General features: G+C 64.1%; 12 protein-coding genes. 8 read left to right on the forward strand and 4 right to left on the reverse strand.

The features are described from left to right. The first annotated feature begins 67 nt into the window (after positions 1 to 67). From ACQPW1_RS22445 to ACQPW1_RS22480, 8 genes are all read left to right on the forward strand, one after another. The gene (locus ACQPW1_RS22445) at positions 68 to 988 is read left to right on the forward strand and encodes a hypothetical protein (RefSeq protein WP_433664655.1); all 921 of its coding nucleotides are present in this window, start codon (positions 68 to 70) and stop codon (positions 986 to 988) included. Positions 989 to 1,098: 110 nt separating this feature from the next. Next, a complete protein-coding gene (locus tag ACQPW1_RS22450) occupies positions 1,099 to 2,049 on the forward strand; it encodes a hypothetical protein (protein ID WP_433664656.1) in 951 nt (316 codons plus the stop codon). Positions 2,050 to 2,097: 48 nt separating this feature from the next. Beyond that, positions 2,098 to 3,066: a hypothetical protein gene (locus ACQPW1_RS22455; RefSeq protein ID WP_433664657.1), complete on the forward strand. Its 969-nt coding sequence runs from the start codon at positions 2,098 to 2,100 to the stop codon at positions 3,064 to 3,066. A gap of 276 nt (positions 3,067 to 3,342) precedes the next feature. Continuing rightward, positions 3,343 to 4,623, forward strand: coding sequence for a hypothetical protein (locus ACQPW1_RS22460; protein ID WP_433664658.1), 1,281 nt, complete (start codon positions 3,343 to 3,345; stop codon positions 4,621 to 4,623). 208 nt (positions 4,624 to 4,831) lie between these two features. Then, on the forward strand, positions 4,832 to 6,538 hold the full coding sequence (locus tag ACQPW1_RS22465; protein ID WP_433664659.1) for a type IV secretory system conjugative DNA transfer family protein: 1,707 nt from the start codon (positions 4,832 to 4,834) through the stop codon (positions 6,536 to 6,538). Continuing rightward, complete coding sequence (locus tag ACQPW1_RS22470; RefSeq protein ID WP_433664660.1) at positions 6,531 to 7,442, forward strand: DUF4913 domain-containing protein; 912 nt, start codon at positions 6,531 to 6,533, stop codon at positions 7,440 to 7,442. The genes ACQPW1_RS22465 and ACQPW1_RS22470 overlap by 8 nt, the downstream gene beginning before the upstream one ends. Then, positions 7,439 to 8,377, forward strand: coding sequence for a hypothetical protein (locus tag ACQPW1_RS22475; protein WP_433664661.1), 939 nt, complete (start codon positions 7,439 to 7,441; stop codon positions 8,375 to 8,377). Before ACQPW1_RS22470 ends, ACQPW1_RS22475 begins: the two co-directional genes overlap by 4 nt. Before the next feature lie 246 nt (positions 8,378 to 8,623). Next, complete coding sequence (locus ACQPW1_RS22480; RefSeq protein ID WP_433664662.1) at positions 8,624 to 9,778, forward strand: hypothetical protein; 1,155 nt, start codon at positions 8,624 to 8,626, stop codon at positions 9,776 to 9,778. A 1,124-nt stretch (positions 9,779 to 10,902) separates the two neighbouring features. Here ACQPW1_RS22480 and ACQPW1_RS22485 read toward each other — a convergent pair. The 4 genes from ACQPW1_RS22485 to ACQPW1_RS22500 all read right to left on the reverse strand — a co-directional run bounded on the left by ACQPW1_RS22485 (position 10,903) and on the right by ACQPW1_RS22500 (position 14,061). Then, complete coding sequence (locus ACQPW1_RS22485; RefSeq protein WP_433664663.1) at positions 10,903 to 11,823, reverse strand: hypothetical protein; 921 nt, start codon at positions 11,821 to 11,823, stop codon at positions 10,903 to 10,905. Between the two features lie 189 nt (positions 11,824 to 12,012). Beyond that, positions 12,013 to 12,330 (reverse strand): HIT family protein, encoded by a 318-nt coding sequence (locus ACQPW1_RS22490; RefSeq protein WP_433664664.1) that lies wholly within the window; start codon positions 12,328 to 12,330, stop codon positions 12,013 to 12,015. A 200-nt stretch (positions 12,331 to 12,530) separates the two neighbouring features. Beyond that, the gene (locus ACQPW1_RS22495) at positions 12,531 to 13,490 is read right to left on the reverse strand and encodes an NUDIX domain-containing protein (RefSeq protein ID WP_433664665.1); all 960 of its coding nucleotides are present in this window, start codon (positions 13,488 to 13,490) and stop codon (positions 12,531 to 12,533) included. A gap of 124 nt (positions 13,491 to 13,614) precedes the next feature. Beyond that, positions 13,615 to 14,061 carry a DUF4254 domain-containing protein gene (locus ACQPW1_RS22500; RefSeq protein ID WP_433664666.1) on the reverse strand — a complete coding sequence of 149 codons (447 nt, stop codon included), beginning with the start codon at positions 14,059 to 14,061 and terminating at the stop codon, positions 13,615 to 13,617. Positions 14,062 to 14,082 lie beyond the last annotated feature (21 nt).

Raw genomic sequence — 14,082 nt, forward strand, 5'->3', positions numbered from 1 at the left:
AGGAGCCCGACATGCACACCCGACCAGCACGACAGACCGAAGTCATGCCAGGACAGGCGGATTCGTCGTGACAGAACCGAACGAGGCGTGGACCGCCCTGCCGCCGTGGAATGTCCGGCTACTGGGCAGAATTCATCAGCTCGCCGTGCAACGCACACAAATACACCGCGACGGATATCAAAACCACGACGGCGGAATAGAGGCGTGGAGAACTCACCTCGGCGAGCTGGACATGCTCCGGCGCGACACCGAAAAACAGGCGGCGTCGATCGGGATTCCGCAAACACTGATCAGGGAGGCCGCCGACCAAGGCGAACAGGGTGCCCAGTGGAGCGGCAAAGACCACCGCCCCGACGTCGCGCCAGCCACCTGGTTCTCCCGCGAAGAGGCTATTGACGAGCTGGCCCACACCGTCTGGAACCTCGAGCACATGGCCGCCCTCAGCGTCGCCCGCCGAGAAAGGCTCAGTGTCAAAGGCACTGCCTCCGAACCAGATTCGGGCGGGGCTGCGCGGTTCCAACGGAACATGACCGCTCTGTGGGTCCGGGCGCGCGGTCTCACCGAGGGCTTGCAGATCACCGACGATGAACGTCACGGGCTATGGATCACCGACGCCGCGCAATGGCGTCAACTGGTGGCCGACACCGTGCACACCTACGACGACTACACCCTCGACCTCATCTGGGGCGACCACACCAACCCAGCCATCGAGGCGAACGCCGTACAGCTGATCAACCCCCGCGGACCCGATGAGTACCTGTCCCCAGACCAGCAGACAGAGCTACCGCCGACACCGCACCAGATGCTCCAACACGCCACCCAAGCACTCGGTGCCCACACGTGGGACAGCGCCGGAGCCGGAGATCAGCACATCGGACCAGCGATCGAGGCGACCTTACCCACCGAGACAGCGGCCGAATGGACTACCGACCCCGAGACCGAACTCTGGCAGCAGACACCCGGCAACGACGCAGGCCCGGAACCGTAGCTCACCGGTGTCCCAAGGCGCTGCCCGAACAACTATCAGCGAAGGAACGATCCGATGAAATACCGCAAGATTCAGCAACTCCGCTACCCCGAAGGCTGGAGGTGGGTGCCGTGACCCGGCCGCCGCAGCCGTGGGAGACGATGCCCCCCTGGAACACCCGGCTACTGGAGAAGATTCAAGACCTCTCCGTCGATCACACGCAGGTACTGCAGCGGGGATACCCGACCTACAACCTCGCCTTCGGCGGCGCGGAAGTGCAGATGCAGACCTGGCGCACCCACCTGCGTGCACTCGAAGCTGACCGCTCGGAAGTAGAGGTCCATGCCCGCGCCGCCGGCATACCGCAGGAGATGATCGCGGACGCACGCACACTCGGAAGCCGCGGCGTGCGATGGAATGAGCGCCAACCTCCACCACCAACAGGCGACCGTGGCCAGGACGCCGTGCGGGAGATGATGGTCGAAGGCGTCGCCGCCGATGTGTGGCAGCTCGAACACATGGCCGCCATCAGCGCCACACACCGACATCGACTGGCCGCCCAAGGAATTCACTCCGAAGCCCACCCCATCGCGGCGAGCCAGCTGCAATCCAACATGATCGCGCTGTGGCTGCGAGCCAGCGAGGTCGCTCGCGTTGTCGGACTCACCGCCGAAGAACGTGACCAGCTGTGGGGGAGGGACGCCGAAGGCTGGCAGAGGTTGATGCAAGCGACAGTGCACACCTACGACGATCCGGCGTTGGAAGAACGATGGCGAGTCTTCGCATGGCCCGGTATCGAACACGACGCTCAACAAACCGTCGAGACCCTGAACCCCGGCAAGGATTCGAGCACGAGCGCCGCGGCAGAGCAGACACCGCCCTTGCCACACCTGATGATCCAGCAAGCCGAGGAAGCCCTGGAGAACCCCGGTGCTCCGGCCGAGGCGGGTACCGAACAGATCGGCGCGGCCGTCGATGCCGCACTGCCGCTGGGAACTGCGCACAGCTGGGGCTCGGAGCCTGTCGGCGAAACCGACCCAGCTGTGCCGTCGCCGGTCAGGGATGACGGACTCGAACTGTGAAATACACAACATCGATCGAAACACTTTGCCCGGCAGGAGGTTTCGGTCATGACCGGACCTGAGCTGCCAGCCTATGAAGCGCAGATAGCGCAGCAGCAAGCTCGGCTGCTGCGTCAAATCCAGCATCTCGCCGGTGAACATACCCGGATCACCGGACTCGGCTATGAAGGCTACGACAGCACCGACGGGGACCCACGGGCGGAATGGTCCGCGCATCTCGATGGGCTTACCGCTGAACGCGAGGCCGCGGAGACCGCCGCTTTCGAAGCCGGAGTGCCGCAGGTGTCGATAGAAGACACCCGCGAACTCGGATTCCGCATGGGTCGGCCCGCACGACAAGGCGAACAGGGGGCACCGTCTGTTCCGCTGCCCAACGAGGCGTCGTCGTTTCTGGTGGACATGCTCCGTGTCGAGCTGGCGCATCTGCAACGGATGGCGATGCTCGCCGCGGCGGTCCAAGACCGGATCGTCACCGGACGATCGACTATTCCCCTCGACCCGGCTGCGTGGGCGCACATGCAGGCCAATATGGCGGTGAAGTATCAGCGGGCCACAGCGCTGGCCAACGCCGCCGGCCTCACCGCCGCCGAGGGCCGACACCTGTGGGACCTGGACTCTCCGACGTGGGAGCACATGCATGCGAGCACCGTCGCCACCTACTCCGAAGCCCAACTCGTCGCGCAATGGCGGACCGTAGCCCGACCGAGCCCTGAAATGCCGCTACCGCCGTACGTCGGTGTCGGCCTCGACGGAGCCCCACTCACACAAGCTGAAGCGCTTCCCCCGACCCCGCAGGAAATGATCAGCCATGCCGCTGCGGCGATCCGCACCGATTTCATCGACATGGCCATCGACCCCGAGGGGCAGATCTCCGCGGCTATCGACGCAGCACTGCCCGCCGACAACGGCGAGAACCGTGGCAGTGATCCTGCCGGCGCCACGCTCATGAACGGGGCGTCGGAAACCCAGTTGGACTCTGATCCACAACCACACCCGGACGGAGGTCCCGAGCCGTAGATACGCCAAAGACCAAGTCTTCGCGCCGACCGTAGGTGCCGGTCGACGAGAAGAACATCCATTCACGCAGGGGACATCAGAAAACCGCCGCACAAGACGCGCTCCGGCGCTGCGGCTCACTTCGACGAGGTCGAGGACGATGTCCGACAACACATTTCACGACAATGCTGATTTCACCGCCACCGCTAGCGCACGCCGCAGTGGCAGACATTCAGCAAGTAACGGCACACAACCATCAGCCGCCTCGCTCAAACCAGCACGGCAAGGGCCGGGGGCATGAGTTGGCTCGAGCAGCCACGCGGCTACCTAGACCCGCGGTATTACCGCGATGCGAATTCCGACATCGAACGCCAGTTGCGCGCGGACTACGCGAGGTATCACACGCTGCGCAATATCGCCGAGTATGGCGAGGGCCCGGAAGGGAAATCGCAGCTCAAAGGCTACGCCGATCAAGCTGCGGCGACCTGGCGAGACCATGAGTTACCACAGTGGCGAACCCTGTGGGAGCAACTCGAAGCCGCGACCGACGCCTGGGATGCCCGTCCCGAGACCACCCGCCTTCTTTTCGACCGTGTGGCGCAATCCATCGACGCCGGTGATCTGGGTGTGGATGAGATGACCTGGCGCACACTGCGCCAAGCCCGTGAGGTCACCGGTCATACCGACGGCGTCGCCTACGGCTCCACCCAAGATCAAGCCCACTGGCGCGCGCCCGGCCCGCAACTGCGGTCGATCACCAACTCACCCGACACCGAACCGGGCGCGAAACGCACAGTGCGCACCGTCGACAACGCGCAACCGCTCAGCGCGGTCGACCGATCGTTGGGTGCGACGCCAGGCGCGAAGCTCCTGAGCCTGGCAGAGGTCGACGCGGTCATCGCCGGTACCGACGCGGTTCTGGGCTGGGAGGAGACGGACGCCACGCTGATGTCACCGCGGGTGCGCGATGCCCGAATCAGCTACAGCTACACCGAGATCGCTGACCAGCAAACTGTGCACGCGGCACTGCTGCGAGAAGTACAGAATCTGGCCGCCGAGCACACACGCCTCGCTGATGACTGGCCTGTCTCTTCCGAAGCACGGCAAGGCCACATCGAACGCCTGGAACGACTACTCGCCGGGTTGAATCAAGCCCGTCTCGATGCCCTCGACGCCGGAGTGAACGACACCGACATCGAGGCCGCCCGCCGCGCCGGGCTCGAAGGAATTCGGTGGAGCGACAAACCCGCCCACGCGCAACTGGGCCAGATCGAGCAGCTCACCGCCCAGCGTGACGCCGCGCTGTCCGACGCCGCTCATCTGCGCGAAGAGATCGAGAGTCTGCGCCACCAACTCGAGCACCGCACACCTGGTGCTGAAACCGAAGTCGCACTGCCGGTTTCGACGGCAGCACCTGTGGGCTCGGCGATCGGCGCCGAGGACAGTGGCGGCGCGATCGACGCGGCGATCGACGCCGCCCTCCCCGAGAGCTCCGGCGCCGAGTGGGATCCCCCCGCCAGCGCCGAACCTCTCGAGTCAACACAACAGGCCGAACTCGGCCAGGAGTTGAACTTATGAAATCTGTTCTCCAGCAACGACTTCCGGACCTCCGCCGACGCGCGGTAGGGGGTGCCCACTCATGATATCGACCAGAGAAGCACGCCGGCGCACGGTCGGTGGACTCGGACCCGAAACGACAGCGTTGCTGTTGTTTGCGGGCGTTCTGATCTTCCTTTTGCTTGTCTGGGGTGCATTGAGCCTGGGCAGTTGGTGGGCTGGGCTGCCTGTGACCGGGCATCCGGTGGTCGCGGTGCTGCAAATCGTGACCGGACAGCATCGCTGGCCGTGGCAATCCACTGTGATCGGACTGGGGTTCGTCCTTCCGGTAGCCGCACTGATACGGGTGGGGTGGCACTCGGTCGGTGCGGGTCAGCGCATCGATACCGCGGCTCGCACCATGCAACGACCCCGCGAGATCACCATGGCCACAGCGGCCGACAACGCCGCCGCCGCGGTCCGACTACTCAAGGACGCTCCGGCCGAGATCCAAGCGCTCAAAGGCCCGCCACTGGGCACAACGGTCCAGGGCGGGGTCGAGCTATTCGTGCCTGCGGAGCAGAGTGTGTTCGTTGCCGCTGGTCAGCGCACTGGCAAAACGATGGTGTGGGCGATCCCGGCGGTTCTCTCGGCGTGGGGGCCGGTGCTGGCGACCAGCAACAAACCGGATGTTTATCGCCACACTGTCGGCGGACGCGAAGAACAGGGCAGCCGGATCTGGATGTGCGACCTGCAAGCGGTCACAGGGAAGGTCGAATGCGGATTCTGGGTCGACCTGCTGGCTCAGGTCAAAACGCTGCCCGCCTCAAGGAAGCTGGCCGGATTCTTCATCGCTGACTCGAACTCTGAAAATGCCCACGTAGACGCCTATTTCGATGGCGGGGCCCGCGAGCTTCTGGCGCTGTATGCATTCGCGGCCGCGTGTGCGGGCGGGGACTTGATGCATGCCGCTGATTGGCTTGGTCGTGACCAGGATCGAACCCCGGCCCTGATCCTGCGCCGTCACAACCATCACCGTGCCGCCGAACGGATTCTGGAAGCCCAAAGCCTGTATGCACGACAGCGAGACGGCCTGTTCGACATGGCACGGCGGCACCTCAACGTCCTGACCCATGAGGGCTACGCGCAGATGGTGACACCACCACAGCGCACCATCATCAAAGCCCACGAAGCACAGAACAACACCGTGGTGCTCACCACCGAACTCAGTGACCCCACGCACGACCTACCGCAATTCAAGCCCGCCGAATTCGTGCACAGCCGCGACACCCTCTACGCGCTGTCGATGGCCGGCCACGACTCCGCGACTCCATTGACCTCGGCGTTGGTCGGGCAGCTATTGGAAGCCGCACTTGCCGCCGCCAGGGTCAGAGCCGATGGGCGGCTGAAGATTCCGCTGCTCGCGGTTCTCGACGAGGCCGCCAACTGTGCGCGGATCAGCGAGCTTCCGGAGTACTACACCTACTGTGCGGGCTGCGGAATCATCCTGATGACGATTCTGCAAGTTCTGGAACAAGGCGAAGCTCTGTGGGGGGCCAACGGCCTTCGGATCATGCGGGCGCAATCGATCGAGATCTACGGCGGCGGAATCGCCACCCTCGAATATCTCGAGCATTGGTCACGGATGACCGGAGACCACGACGTGGCCGACCGCTCCCACAGCCGCGGGCCCGGGGGAATTAACCGCACATTGTCATGGCGACCGGAACCGATCTTGACCGTCGCCCAGCTGGGCGCATTGCCGAAAGACCGTGCGCTGGTGCGGTTACCGAATCACGGTCCGGTGCTGGTGGAAAAGGTTCCCTGGTATATCAATCCCGAATTCGAGCCCCAGGTCCAGCGATCGCTGGACCGATTCGAGAAGGCCGCGGCGGACGCCGTCACCCCAACGGCGACCGGGGCGACGGACTCTGCTGAGGACATCAGCGATGAGTAGCCCGTCATCGAACCCGGCAGCGGCTGCGGGCGGGAAGCCGACAGGTCGTCCGCGGCCACCGGCGTACCGGGACTTCGTCGAGTTCACCGACAAGTGGTTGCTTCCGCTGATCAACGTGCGCCTGGCCGAGGCCAATCGCGAGAACACCTACACCTGGTGCAGCCAATGGTGGCGTCATCGGCCTGTATCAGTACGAATTGCACACTTGCACAACGCCTTCGAAGCATCACGCCGTAGTCAAGCGGGCGGCGCAATGAGCTCATATCTGCTCAGCCACGTCGATGCCCACTGCAAAATCATCCTCGATGCGGCCAACGGTCCAATGCACCGGTGCACGCGCACCGAACACAACCCCCTGGACTCCCTGTCCGCAGATCCCATGCCTTTGACGCGGGTCAAAACCAAACAGACCTCGACCCCAACGACACCGGCCGATGAGGCCGTCGCGGCGAAACCACCACCGCCACCGCGCTATTCCCACTACAGCGAGTTCGTCCAGCAGTGGTTGCTCCCGGTCATCGCGGTCCGGGTCACTGCGAACAGCCGAGAGGGACACAACACCTGGTGCCGGCAATGGTGGCGCCACCACGGCGTCGCGCTGCGCTTCGCCGCCCTGCACAAGTGCTTCGAAGCCGCCTGCCGCGCCGAGGACAAAACCGCCATGTCGAGCCTGTTCGTTCGCCACATCGACCCGCACATGAGGCTGATCTTGGACGCCGCGCAAGGACCGCTGCACCGATGCAGTCCACAGCAACATACCGAATTGACCGGACTACCCAACAGCGCGATCGCGCCGAACTGGTTCGGTGTCCCGGGTGCGAAGACCTCCATAGAACATCTCGGATGGGGACCGGACTTCCGAGCCCTGACCAACAGTATGGCGACGTCGGGAGCAGAGTCGTGAACGCGCCGACACGCACTCAGGTCAAGGTCCTGCGCACGCTACAGAACCAGACCGTGTGGCTGAACAACGCGGTGGCCACAGCAACCCAGCGCCAGCAGCAGACCGGCCAAAGCCCACCACCATCCTGGTACGAGGACTACCACGGCCGCGCAATCCTGCACGAAGAGTTGACCAACGCTGCGCGCGCGGGCGGCGTACCCAAGGCATGGATCGACCACGTTCACGAACGCGGCCAGCGCGGCGTTGCCTGGCGTGCCGATCTGTACCTTCGTGCCCCCGAGGTCGTCGAATGGAATCGAATACTAGGTGACCTCGACCTCGACGTTCGACGTCTGCGTGAGTGGGCCTCCCTCGACGTGGCCTGCGCCCAACTCCGTCCTGAGACCGGGACCGGCGGGTCATTCGACTTCGATCGCAACCTGAACATCCTGCGCAGCAGAACCGCCGGGGTAGCGAACTTGCTCGGCCTCACGGCTGAGCAAGGACATCAGCTGTGGGGCGACGCCTCCGACTGGGCGCAGGCTGGTGCCGCGGCACTCGGCGGAGTGCCCGCCGAAGGGCTATTGCAGCGCTGGCGCGCGGCCGCACACACCAACCTCGGCGCATACGGCCTGCAATCTATTGCGCTGGCTGCGGCGGGAGTCACGACCGCTACTACCGTCGCGCTGCCCTCCCCAGAGGAGTTGTCGTCGGCTCTCGACGTCGCCCTCGAGCCTGTCCAACCTCTGTTCCGGGCCCCCGTCAGCAGCAGTGAAGCAATCCACACGGCCCTCAGCGCCGCCAACCTGACCTACGACACCGACAAGCAATCAGCCAGCGGCCCCGGGTTGTTCAGCGATGCACCGCGTGCGGACGGATCGAGCTTCGATCCTGACGTTGAACCCGACATTCCGGTTCCCGAGTTCATCTCACCGGCGTGGGGACTCGAGCAATGACCAGCCCGGCATCGCCGGGTCGCGTGCGGGATACCGCGCCAGATCAGGCAGCGATGCTGGGCCCGATCCACCGGCTTGCCGCCGATGGCACCCGACTGCAGAAGAACGTGCAGACCGAAGCGCCCAGCCCAACAGCGAAAACCAGGTCACCCGAGCGGCTCGAGGTCGTCGAGCGTGCCCGCAATTCGACCGATTCACGTGAACAACCGAGCGCCACCAAGGAAAGGACTCTCAATGACACGGCATGTGCATTTTGTCGGCTCGATCCCCGAACCGCTGATGACCAGCTACCACGACGCGCTGGAATGGATCGTTGACCACAGCGCGGGGCAACCACTCACCGCGCTACCGTGCGACCTCGACCCCGTTTGGATCGTGGGCTACCTGCGTGACCTGGGGACTCGCACCAAATTATTGGAATTCCAGCACACCACAGATGATTACGCCGACTACAACGTTTTCCCTTCCGGGCGAATTCGGCCCGGCGTGACACTCGAGCCCGAGCACCTCTCCATGCAGCGCTTCGACAAAATCGCCCACATCGTCGAGGCATACACGAACCTTCGGCAGGAACGAGCAGAGCTGGCGAACGTCAAACTACAGCTCAGCCAGCCCAACCCGCTCGATCTGACCCTGTTCATCTTCGCCGGGGCCGCCGTGGCTGACGGGCTTCCCCTTCACCAGGCTCTACACAACGTCGGCGACGTCGCAACAGCACTTCGCAATCTTGAACTGGTCACCGAGGCCGTACTCGATGAAATTGCCGCTGTCACAAGGGTTCACGGCTCCCTCATCACCTGGCAGGTCGAGTCGCCGGTCGCGTTGCTGTCCGTCGTGAAAGCCGCGCAACTGAAAACGAAGACCGCGGTCGCGGTACTGGTGGCACACCAACTTGCGCGATTCCTCACCCGGCTCCACGCGATCGGCGCGCACGCCAGCCTGCATCTGTGCTACGGCGACTACCAACACACAGCCCTGCTGCAACCGCGCAGCACCGGGCCCGCGGTCGCCTTACTCAACGCCTTGGCGCGCCAGCTGCGCCGTCACGGCACCCCGCTTCCCGACGTCCACATACCGTGCGCATACGGCGCCGAACCCGCTCCACTCGACCCCCGCTTCTACCTGCCGCTGCGCAGCCTGGATTCCGAGTGGACCTTGACAGCGGGTGTGGTCTCGCCGGCAAGCGTCATCGACAGCATGGTCAGCCTGCGACTGTTCGAACAGTCAGCCAACCGCGCCGTGCACGCGGTGGCCACTGCCTGCGGTCTGGGACGATGCCCAGTCGACCTGGCTGAACAAGCCGCCGCAGCAACCGCGGCGGTCGCCGCGTTCTCCGAGCACTGGCTACCAGCAGCAGCCCTAGATGACTACAAGGAGTTCGATGCCACCAGCAGCTGGTGATATGGCTTGCGACGTTGTATCGGATCGCGGCCACAACACGATCCGCGCCCGAGTTCCCACCGACGCAGCCACATCCGGACTGTTCGCGAGTACCCGCAGCTCCGCCACTTGATCCGCCGTCAACTCCACCCCGACAGTAAACACCACACCCAATCATGCTGTAAGACAAACAGAATCACGAGACGCTAGCGCGATAACCCCCGGACGCGCCCGCGTGTTGGATCTAGGCGATGGGCTGGCATACCTCGGTCCACGACCGGCTACTCGACGCCGCCCTCGGATATGGACTTCCTCCAGGCGTACCCGAACGGCCGGTATCGCATCAGGATCGGCCAGGTGCCTTAGTCTTGTCCTCCGCTCTCGGGCTCCTGCACAGGCTGTGCCGGTGGCACACGCAGGGTGGCAGCGAGGTCGGCAATGTTCGCGACCCTTGTCTCCTGGCCGACTGCTGGCGCTTCGGGACTGGGCATGCCCAGCGGCAGAATCGCGAATTCGTCGTTGAGAGTTGCTTCGGCACGGGGCAGTACCAGACATTGCGCCGGACATGAAAAATGGACACACATCGCATAAATCGCGTCGTCGCGAGTGAGGACTCCGGGGTCGACCAGGCAGTCACCGAACCCGGTCGCACCCGGATTCGGTGTGTCCGGGGCGTTCACGACGCACACCCCATCGTGGGGCGGCGGCCGTCGTCCACGATGCGCCATCCCACCCACGTACACAGGTGATGGTCCCAGGTTCGATGTGCCTCGATCTTGTTCTCTCGCACTGGGACATGACCGCACAATACCGCCGGGCAGACCACGCCGACCAGACGTCCATCCTCATCGAACTCCGGTCGCCCACAATGGGAATAGAGCTTCAGACATCGACGGTTGAGCTCGGCGTTCTCGAACATGACGAAGCTGCGACAGCTCGGCCGACGGGACGGGGCTCCACTGGATCGATGAGATATGCGTCGAGCGAGCTGATCTCGCCAGTTCACCGGCGCACCCCCTTTCCCTGATGATCATCGAAATCAACTGCTCGCCAACCTGGTTGGCGACACCGTTCCAGGCCACAGGTGTCGCGGGGATATCCACACGAACCTGATAGGGACCACGGATGGTCTCGGATTGCTGTCCTCATCGGTACACCTCCCATTCGATCGGCCATCGCCCTGATCGGGAGATGGTCAACGCGTCATTGATCTCGACCTTGGTTTCGGCTCCTGCGGTGTCGCGGACCAGGACTTCGCCTTCGGTTCCTGCGGCCTCGAGGATTCGTGCTCCGACCGTGATCAGCTGACTGGCGGCCCTGTGCCATGACATGGCGACTGACCGTTTTCGGATCCCTGCTGCCGCGGCGGCGTCGAGCTCGACGGTGATGTGACTGTTGGGCAGGACTTCGAACTGGATCTCGTGACGCGGGCGTTTGAGTTGGTGGAGGCTGTGCGCGGCCCAGAATGTGATGTTGAGCAGGATCATCAACGGTGGAGCCCCGAGCAGCTGCTTGTATCGCAGGTGCTGCTGGGGCCATTCGAGCCACCAGGGCTCGCCCACCGCGTACGGGCGCGCGGCCATCGGGAGGGCGAGACGTTGTCCGGGCTCGAGGACCCGCACTCCCAGCCAGCCGAGTTCTTCGAGCGCTTTGGGCGGGATTGACTCGCGCGTCGCCACTATCGTCCAGTCCGCGGTGGAGAGCTTCTCGGGCGCGGGGGCCAGTGTCGGTGTCTGGAACCCGATTCGGTCGTTCACCCACCCGACAAAGGCGTGGGGCATCATCACGGCGGTTATGGCGTCATCCGCGATCAGCTCCACCTGCCCGTTGTCGCTGATCGTCGCGGGCAGGTTTCGCTCGCGATAGGCTATCGCCCAGTCTTGTGGCGTGGTCAATGAGTCCGCGTCGTCCCAGCCGTGATTGCGGGCACCGTCGATCACCGCTCGCGCCGCGAAGTGGGCACGACATTCATGCCAATAGTGCGCCGACCAGAGCACTCGCGCGTCGTGCGGACTCAACGACAGCGGGAAGCTGTCGCAGGTGTCTGCCTCGTCCTCGTAGCCCATTACGCCCGCCCCCTCATCGGCACGCCACAGACGGGTAGTCGATCCAACGGCGCAGGCGGTTCCGGTAGTCCGGCGCGCAAAAGTGTGAGCACGTCGAACGTTTCATCGGAGCTGGCGAGTGCATAAAGCGGCAAAGGAGGATCCTTCCGGGGGTTGTTGTCGGTGAATGTGTTTTAGCGGCAATGTGTTTCAGCGCCAGGTGTCGGGATCGCCGGGGAAGATGCGCCGGATCCCGCCGCGGGGATCGGCGATGTCGCCGTGGTAGCGGGGGATGATGTGCAGGTGCAGGTGGTCCACGCTGCGTCCGGACGCCGGGCCGTCGTTGACGCCGATCGTGTATCCCTCGGGGCGGAAACGCTGCTCGAGGTGACCCTTCATGGCACGGGCCAGCCGGTGCAGGTCGCTTGCTTCCTGATCGGTCAGATCGAAGAACGACAGCACGTGCCGGAAGGGGACGATCTCGAGATGGCCTGGGCTGGCGGGGAAGTTGTCCCACCGTGCGTACACCGTGCCCCAGCTGCCAGCGATCCTGTTCAGGTCCGGATTCGCCGGGCAGCAGAAAAGACATCGTGGTTCAGAATCCGGTGATGTGCTAGCCCGCGCACCATCTAGCTCAGCCACCGATGTGGTGGGGGGATCGAACATGGATATTCACTCCTACTCACGTACTATCTTCAGATTCGGGATATGTTGTGTGACAGGACTATTCACCACGGAACAGTGATCTCCGGAAGGCGGCGGGTACCTCGCTCGAGCTCGTCGGCGAGGTCTTGATAGGCATTGCCGAGGTCGGCCAGTTGCGCGGAAGCGTCGTAGAACAAGCGATCCGGCGCGGCAGTCAGGGCGATATAGGTTTGGACGGTCGCCTGCGCAAGCTGATCAATAACCTGACCCATGGTGTGGGTATGCACTCGCGCGTCCGGGAAAGGGTCCGGAGTCACCATCGTCACCCAGTCATCGATCTCGCACATCAAACGAGAGCGATGCCAGTCGATCTCCTCGAGTTCGCACAGCGGTGTGTGCTCACGCGTCTGATGCAGCGCGGCGAGCTCGCCGGCCGCGTCCAGCAGCACGACCTCCTCGATCGGAGGGAAACCCCTGCAGGCGGCCAAGACCATGTCCTTGCCCGGCAGCCCGGTTCGACTATCCATCGACCAATGGATGTTGCGACCACCCACACACACCGAAGTGCTCTCCGTGCGTAGAAACATATTCAGTCCGGCACGGGTGCTCAGCAGGGTCGCTGGCGGGATCTCGTCGAACCCGAACCACCGCAGGTCCGAACAACGCTCGGGCTCACGGTTATACGGTTCACCGGTCCAGGTCTCAGCATGGAAGGTGAACACGATCCGTGTACCGCCGAGCGGTGACTGGATGTGCATCACCGCCACCATTCGGACCTCGTCGGGGACCAGCTGCACGCCGACCTCTTCGTTCACCTCACGGATGACGGCGGCGAGGACGTGCTCTCCCTGCTCGAGTCGGCCTCCGGGGGCGTTCCAGTCGCCATCGGCGAAACCGGTGTTGTGGCGTGGCGTCAGCAGTAGGCGGCCATCTCTGACTATCAGCAGCTGCACAGCGATCGCGACCGCGATGCCGTTGCCGTTGCCGTTGCCGTTGCCGTTGCCGTTGCCGTTGCCGCGCAGCGTATTCGGGGCATCGGACACAATATCTCCTTGATCGTGACTCAGCCCTCGTGTGCGTGACTGTGCCGGTTGCGGGATGCGATCGGCCTGCGTTCGGTGCGATGGCAGGCGGCAGCCCTCGCGTCTTCCTACGTACTGATGTCCATCAGCGGCGATCCCCCAGTGCGGGAAGGCGTCGAGCACGCTGGATTACTTCGCGGGTCAAGTCGGTGTAGCCGTCGACCAATTCCGCCAGCCGGTACCAGGCCGCGTGCACCTTCGGGTCGTCTGGACTGATCGTCATCAGCAGGCGATAGGCGTGTACCTGTGCTTCGGCGATCCGGTCGAGCAGTCGGCCCACCGTTTCGGTGTGCAGGCTCGCGTTCGGATGTGGCACCGGTAGCCGGGCCGCTACCCACGTATCAACCTCGACGGCGAGTTCGTCTCTGCAGCGAGCGATCTCGGCATGGATGTCAGAGGTTTCGAGACGCTGCTCGTGCAGGATCCCGAATTCCCGCGCGAATCCGCACAGTGGCTGGTCGCCGATGTGGTGCCCGCGGATGGCGGACAGCAGCTCTTCGCCCGAGGGGAACGACAATCGCATGTCGGTCATGACCAGCGTGAGGCTCGTCGG

Source organism: Nocardia sp. CA-128927 (genome assembly GCF_050955855.1).
In the GTDB taxonomy this organism is placed as follows: domain Bacteria; phylum Actinomycetota; class Actinomycetes; order Mycobacteriales; family Mycobacteriaceae; genus Nocardia.